6 protein-coding genes are annotated in these 6156 nt (G+C 72.7%); 3 read left to right on the top strand and 3 right to left on the bottom strand.

Annotated features, from left to right (window positions below; genetic code table 11):
- Positions 1–301 precede the first annotated feature (301 nt).
- The gene (locus C503_RS0117555; RefSeq protein ID WP_018683526.1) at positions 302–760 is read right to left on the bottom strand and encodes a DUF6474 family protein; all 459 of its coding nucleotides are present in this window, start codon (positions 758–760) and stop codon (positions 302–304) included.
- A 94-nt stretch (positions 761–854) separates the two neighbouring features.
- On the opposite strand from C503_RS0117555, the gene C503_RS0117550 reads away from it, so the two are divergent.
- The 3 genes from C503_RS0117550 (at position 855) to C503_RS0117540 (ending at position 4285) form a co-directional block, all read left to right on the top strand.
- Positions 855–2498, top strand: a complete 1644-nt coding sequence (locus C503_RS0117550) for a TM0106 family RecB-like putative nuclease (protein WP_026316412.1) — start codon at positions 855–857, stop codon at positions 2496–2498.
- Between the two features lie 75 nt (positions 2499–2573).
- A complete protein-coding gene (locus C503_RS0117545) occupies positions 2574–3659 on the top strand; it encodes an S-(hydroxymethyl)mycothiol dehydrogenase (protein ID WP_018683524.1) in 1086 nt (361 codons plus the stop codon).
- A complete protein-coding gene (locus C503_RS0117540; protein WP_018683523.1) occupies positions 3659–4285 on the top strand; it encodes an MBL fold metallo-hydrolase in 627 nt (208 codons plus the stop codon). Before C503_RS0117545 ends, C503_RS0117540 begins: the two co-directional genes overlap by 1 nt.
- 61 nt (positions 4286–4346) lie before the next feature.
- Here C503_RS0117540 and C503_RS0117535 read toward each other — a convergent pair whose 3' ends face one another.
- Both C503_RS0117535 and C503_RS0117530 read right to left on the bottom strand, forming a co-directional pair.
- Positions 4347–5105: an SDR family NAD(P)-dependent oxidoreductase gene (locus C503_RS0117535; RefSeq protein ID WP_018683522.1), complete on the bottom strand. Its 759-nt coding sequence runs from the start codon at positions 5103–5105 to the stop codon at positions 4347–4349.
- A gap of 70 nt (positions 5106–5175) precedes the next feature.
- Positions 5176–6138: an aldo/keto reductase gene (locus C503_RS0117530; RefSeq protein ID WP_018683521.1), complete on the bottom strand. Its 963-nt coding sequence runs from the start codon at positions 6136–6138 to the stop codon at positions 5176–5178.
- Positions 6139–6156 lie beyond the last annotated feature (18 nt).

Below are 6156 nucleotides of genomic sequence, written 5' to 3'. Positions count from 1 at the left end.
CCAGCAGGACACCGCGCAGCACGCGCGGAGCGCGAGGCGGTGTCACTCGACCGGGGGGCACAACCCAACAGGGTATGCGGCGCTGTCCAGCCCCTTCGAGCATGGGCGCCGGGAAGAACCTGATCAGACGCGAGCGCCTAGGCGCTGTCCGGTAAGTCTGGTGCGCGGGATTCGTGATCCGCGTGGTCTCTGGGCGTGCGGGCGGGAAGCCGCACGTACCGGGTTGTACTTGGGCTTTCCGCCCGTGCGGCCGGAGGCCGCGCGGGCGCGGATAGCGTGTGCCGGACTTGCCGGACAGCGCCTAGACCCCCAACGCGGTGAGCAACCGTTCCTCGACGCGGTCCAGCTCGGTCGCGACCGCCCGGTGCGCGGCTCGTCTGCGCGGCGTCGGCATCCGCTCGGCGGCTCGCACGGCAGCGGCCAGCTTGCGCAGCGTGACCTCGGCTTCGTCGGCGAATGCCCGGTCCTCCGGCGTCAGGTCCGGCTTGCCGCGCAGCTCGCCGAGGCCGGTGGCCGCGCCCGCGATCCGGGCGTGCAGCGCGCCACCGCGGCCGCTGTAGCTGCCCAGGTCCGCCACGGCGATGCCGAGCCGCCGGGCCTTGCGCCGTTCCCACTGGTCACGCACCGCGGCCGCGGACTTGACCAGATACGGCGTGACCACCGGGAGCACCGCCGGAGCGAGCACCTTCGCCACGGCGATCGCGTTCCTGGCCTTCGCCGGGGTGATCCGGGCCGACTCCGGCCCCTGCTTGCGCGCCATGACTAGAACCTACTTGCGGTGATCGGCCCGAGCACGTCGGCCGTCCGGTCGGGTCATATCAATATTGTCCGCCCGCGCAACTAAGCTGCACAGTGTGACTACTACGGTGCTGCTCGACGCCGGCGTGGTGAGCCGCTGCAGGCGTCGCGTGCACCTGGAGCACGACCAGGCCATGCGCGACGTCCCGCGCGGGGCCCCCGATCCCACCGCCGAGCTGCGCAAGGCCGACGCTGCGGCGCACCGGCGGGCGGTCGCCGACCGGCTCGCCGCGCACTACGGCGCTGCCTGGTTCGAGGTCCCCACGGGCCCTGACCTGCGGGCGAGCGAGCGCGAGGCGATCACCCATGGCGCGCTGGCCGAGGGCCGCGCCTTCATCTGGGCCGCCCAGCTGCCGCGCGATCCGGACGGGGGCAGGCGCGGCACCATCGACCTGCTGGTCCGCACCGAGGCCGGGTACGTGCCGGTGCTGGTGGTCCGGCACAAGGTCACCGACCCCGGGTCCGGCGCGCGCACCTCGCCGCTGACCGGTCTGGCCGAGGTGGGTGGCAGCCCGGACACCGCCCGCAAGATCCGCCCGCAGCCGCGCGACCAGCTGCGCCTCGCGCACACCCGCAGGCTGCTGCAAGCGGCCGGGTACGCCGACGAGCGCACCGCGTTCGCTGGCGTGGTCGGCATGGACGGCGACGCGGTGGTCTGGCACGACCTGGAGGCACCGACCTGGCCGGGCGGGCGCACCGCGCTGGCCGAGTACGACTCGCGGTTCGCCGACCGGGTCGCGGTGGCCACCGCGGCCGCCACCGGCGCGCCGCCGCTGGCCGCGCCGTCGCGGATCGTGGAGTGCCGCAGCTGTCCGTGGTGGCCGGTGTGCGAGGCCGCGTTGCTGGAGGCCCGCGATGTCAGCCTGGTGGTGCGCGGCGAGGACGCGGGCATGCTGCGCGCGGCGGGCATGACCACAGTCGACGAGCTGGCCCTGGCCGATCCGGACATGGACGACATGCCGGTGCTGGTGGGCATGCCGCCCGCGGACGCGGTGGGCCTGGCGCGGGCGTGGCTGGCCGACCTGACCCTGGTGCGACGCACCGAGTCGGTGGTGGTGCCGCGCGCGGACGTCGAGGTCGACGTGGACATGGAGAGCTTCGGCGACGCGGGCGCCTACCTGTGGGGCGTGCTGCTGTCCGGGGCCGACATCGGGGTCGAGCACGGCTACCGGGCGTTCGCCACCTGGGAGCCGCTGCCCACCGAGGACGAGGGCCGCTCGTTCGCCGAGTTCTGGTCGTGGCTGAGCGAGGTGCGCCGGGCCGCGGCCGAGCGCGGGCTGAGCTTCCGCGCCTACTGCTACAACGAGCTGGCCGAGAACCGGTGGCTGCTGGCCTCGGTGAAGCGGTTCGGCGAGCAGCCGGGCGTGCCGCGCAGGCGCGAGGTGCTGCGGTTCATCGAGTCCGACGAGTGGGTCGACCTGTTCGGCAGCGTGCGCGAGTACTTCCTGTGCTCGCAGGGCAAGGGGCTCAAGACGATCGCGCCGGTGGCCGGGTTCAAGTGGCGCGACCCGGAGGCGGGCGGCGAGAACTCCATGCGCTGGTACCGGGACGCGGTCGGGATGGACGGCGGCGCGCCGGACGCGGCCCAGCGCAGGCGGTTGCTGGAGTACAACGAGGACGACGTGCGCGCCACGGCGGCGCTGCGCGGGTGGATGACCTCGCCCGCGGTGAACGACATCCCGTACGTCGGCGACCTGTAGCCGTGCGCTCGCCCACGCGTCCGCTCTCGCCTACGGTGGCGGCGAGAGTCGGTCGGCTAGGTGAGGAGCAAGCGTATGCCGCAGCAGGTCCGGGGCGTGGTGGCCCGCGCCAAGGGGCAGCCGGTCAGCGTGGAGACGATCGTGGTGCCCGATCCCGGGCCGGGCGAGGTGGTGGTGCGGGTCCAGTCCTGCGGGGTCTGCCACACCGACCTGCACTACCGGGAGGGCGGCATCAACGACGAGTTCCCGTTCCTGCTCGGCCATGAGGCCGCCGGGATCGTGGAGACCGTGGGCGATGGCGTGACCGATGTGGCGCCGGGGGACTTCGTGATCCTCAACTGGCGCGCGGTGTGTGGGACCTGCCGCGCGTGCCTGAAGGGCAAGCCTTGGTACTGCTTCAACACGCACAACGCCGCGCAGCCGATGACGCTGGAGGACGGCACGAAGCTGTCGAACGCGTTGGGGATCGGCGCGTTCGTCGAGAAGACGCTCGTCCATAGTGGACAGTGCACCAAGGTGGACCCGACGGCCTCGCCCGCCGCGGTCGGCCTGTTGGGGTGCGGTGTCATGGCGGGTATCGGCGCGGCGGTCAACACCGGCGGTGTCGGTCGGGGCGACAGCGTGGCGGTCATCGGCTGCGGCGGTGTCGGCGACGCGGCCATCGCCGGGTCCAGGCTCGCCGGGGCCACCACGATCATCGCGGTCGATGTGGACGACCGGAAACTCCAGTGGGCCAAGGGAATCGGCGCCACGCACACCGTGAACGCCAAGTCCGCCGACCCGGTCGCGGCCATCCAGGAGCTCACCGGCGGCTTCGGCGCGGACGTGGTGATCGACGCGGTCGGCCGCCCGGAGACCTGGAAGCAGGCCTTCTACGCGCGCGACCTCGCGGGCACCGTGGTGTTGGTGGGTGTTCCGACACCGGACATGCGGATCGAGCTGCCGCTGATCGACTTCTTCGGCCGCGGTGGCGCGCTGAAGTCCAGCTGGTACGGCGATTGCCTGCCCTCGCGCGACTTCCCGTACCTGGTCGACCTCTACCGGCAGGGCCGCCTCGACCTCGACGCGTTCGTCTCCGAGACCATCGCGCTCGACCAGGTCGAGGAGGCGTTCACCAAGATGCACCACGGGGACGTGCTGCGCTCGGTGGTGGTGTTCTGATGGGCGCCCGCGCCGACCACGTGGTCACCTCCGGCACGTTCAGCCTGGACGGCGGCACCTGGGAAGTGGACAACAACGTCTGGCTGATCGGTGACGACGACGAGGTCCTGATCATCGACGCCGCGCACGACCCGGACGAGATCCTCGCCGCGGTCGACGACCGGCGGGTGGTCGCGATCGTCTGCACGCACGCGCACGACGACCACATCAACGCCGCCGAGGACCTGGCCACCGCCACCGACGCGCTGGTGTACCTGCACCCGGCCGACGACGAGCTGTGGCGGCAGGTCTACCCGGACGCCGACTTCGAGCCGCTGCACGACGGCCAGCAGTTCGAGGTGGCAGGCACGTTCCTGCAGGTGCTGCACACGCCGGGGCACGCGCCGGGCGCGGTGTCGCTGTACGCGCCGCAGCTGAAGGCGGTGTTCACCGGCGACACGCTGTTCGCGGGCGGCCCGGGGGCGACCGGCCGGTCGTTCAGCGACTTCCCGACGATCATCGACTCGATCCGCGAGCGCCTGTTGACCCTGCCGCCGGACACCGTGGTGCACACCGGCCACGGCGACTCCACCTCCATCGGTGCCGAGGCACCGCACCTGGACGAGTGGATCGCCCGCGGTCATTGATCCGGAGGGGGAGGCCCGTCGTCGGGACGGGCCTCCCCCGAGGACCTATTCCGCCGTGCTCTCAGCGGGGCGCCATGCGGAGGGCGCCGTCCAAGCGGATGACCTCGCCGTTCAGGTAGTCCTGGTCGATGATCGACAGGGCCAGGCGGGCGTACTCCTCTGGCTTGCCCAGTCGCTTGGGGAATGGGACGCCCTCGGCCAGACCGGCCCGGAACTCGTCGCTGACCGTGGCCAGCATCGGGGTGTCGATGATCCCCGGCGCGATGGTCAGCACCCGGATGCCGGAACCGGCCAGGTCGCGGGCGGCTGGCAGGGTCAGGCCGACCACCCCGCCCTTGGACGCGGCGTAGGCGGCCTGCCCGATCTGGCCGTCGAACGCGGCGATCGAGGCGGTGTTGATGATCACACCGCGCTGGTCGTTGTCCAGCGGCTCGGCCTTGGCCATCTCGATGGCGGCCAGCGTGACCACGTTGAACGTGCCGATCAGGTTGACCTCGACGACCTTGCGGAACAGCCCGAGGTCGTGCGGCCCCTTGCGGGACAGGATGCGCGCCGACGGGCCGATGCCCGCGCAGTTCACCACGACCCGCAGCGGCTTCCCGCTGGCCGCAGCGGTCGCCACCGAAGCCTCGACCTGGGCCGGGTCGGTGACATCGGTGCCCAGGTAGGTGACCCCGTCGACGGCCGGGGCCTGCTCGACCGCGGCAGGCAGGTCGAGGGCGAATACCGCCGCGCCCTGGGCCGCCAGCGCCCGCGCGGTGGCCCCGCCGAGGCCGGAGGCGCCCCCGGTGACGATGGCCGCGGTCCCGTCGATCTGCATGTGCGTTCCCTTCCCCGTCCCGTGTGTCGGCACGAGGTTAACGCTCGTTCAGCCCCGTGTCCCAGTCGACTCAGCGCCGCGGTGGCGGGGAGATGGCGTCGATGGCCACCAGGTCGTCCGCGCTCGGCCGCCACGTGGCCGCCTTGGCGTTCGCGCTCACCTGGTCCGGGGTGGTGGCGCCCGCGATCACCGAGCCGACCGCGGGCCGGGACGCCAGCCAGCCGATCGCCAGCGTGGTCAGGTCCACGCCGCGGTCCTCGGCCAGCGCGGCCAGCTTCTCGATCCGGTCCCACGGCGCGTCGGCCAGCATCCGCTGCCTGCCCGCCAGCCTGCTGCCATCGGGGGCGGCCTCGCCGCGCGCGTACTTGCCCGTGAGCAGGCCGTTGGCCAGCGGGAAGTACGGCAGCACGCTCATCGCGAACCGCTGCGCGGCCGGGATGACCTCGCGCTCGATCGCGCGCTCCAGCAGCGAGTAGTGGTTCTGCGTGGACACCATCGGCCCGACCCGCTCGGTCCGGGTGGTCCAGCCGACGTCGACGATCTGCCACGCGGCCAGGTTGCACACCCCGGCATAGCGGACCAGCCCGTCGCGCACCAGGTCGTCCAGCGCGGACAGCGTCTCCACCAGCGGCGTGCCCGGGTCCGGCCGGTGCAGCTGGTAGAGGTCGATCCAGTCGGTGTTGAGCCTGCGCAGCGACGCCTCGGCAGCCAGCCGCACGTACCGGCGGGAGCCGCGGGCGCCGAAGTCCGGACCGTTGCTGCCCTGCATGTCCAGGCCGAACTTGGTGGCGATCACCGCCTGGTCGCGCCGCCCCGCCAGGGCCTGGCCAAGCAGCTCCTCGCTGCGCCCGCGCGGGGCCCCGTACACGTCGGCGACGTCGAACAGGGTCACCCCGGCGGCCAGCGCGGCGCTGACCAGCTCGCGCGAGCCCGCCAGCGACTCGGCGGCCGTGCCTGGCCTGCCCAGGTTGTTGCAACCCAGGCCCACCGCACTGACCACCAGTCCGGAGTCGCCCAGGTGCCGCAGTTCCACAAGGTGACGATAAGGCGG

Source organism: Actinokineospora enzanensis DSM 44649, from assembly GCF_000374445.1.
Lineage (GTDB): Bacteria > Actinomycetota > Actinomycetes > Mycobacteriales > Pseudonocardiaceae > Actinokineospora > Actinokineospora enzanensis.
This window is presented reverse-complemented; position numbering and strand designations above follow the sequence as displayed.

Bases quoted from the DNA above. Each gene is read 5' to 3' on its own strand.
- C503_RS0117545 (WP_018683524.1), top strand. From the start codon at position 2,574: ATGCCGCAGCAGGTCCGGGGCGTGGTGGCCCGCGCCAAGGGGCAGCCG.
- C503_RS0117540 (WP_018683523.1), top strand. From the start codon at position 3,659: ATGGGCGCCCGCGCCGACCACGTGGTCACCTCCGGCACGTTCAGCCTG.
- C503_RS0117535 (WP_018683522.1), bottom strand. From the start codon at position 5,105: ATGCAGATCGACGGGACCGCGGCCATCGTCACCGGGGGCGCCTCCGGC.
- C503_RS0117555 (WP_018683526.1), bottom strand. From the start codon at position 760: ATGGCGCGCAAGCAGGGGCCGGAGTCGGCCCGGATCACCCCGGCGAAG.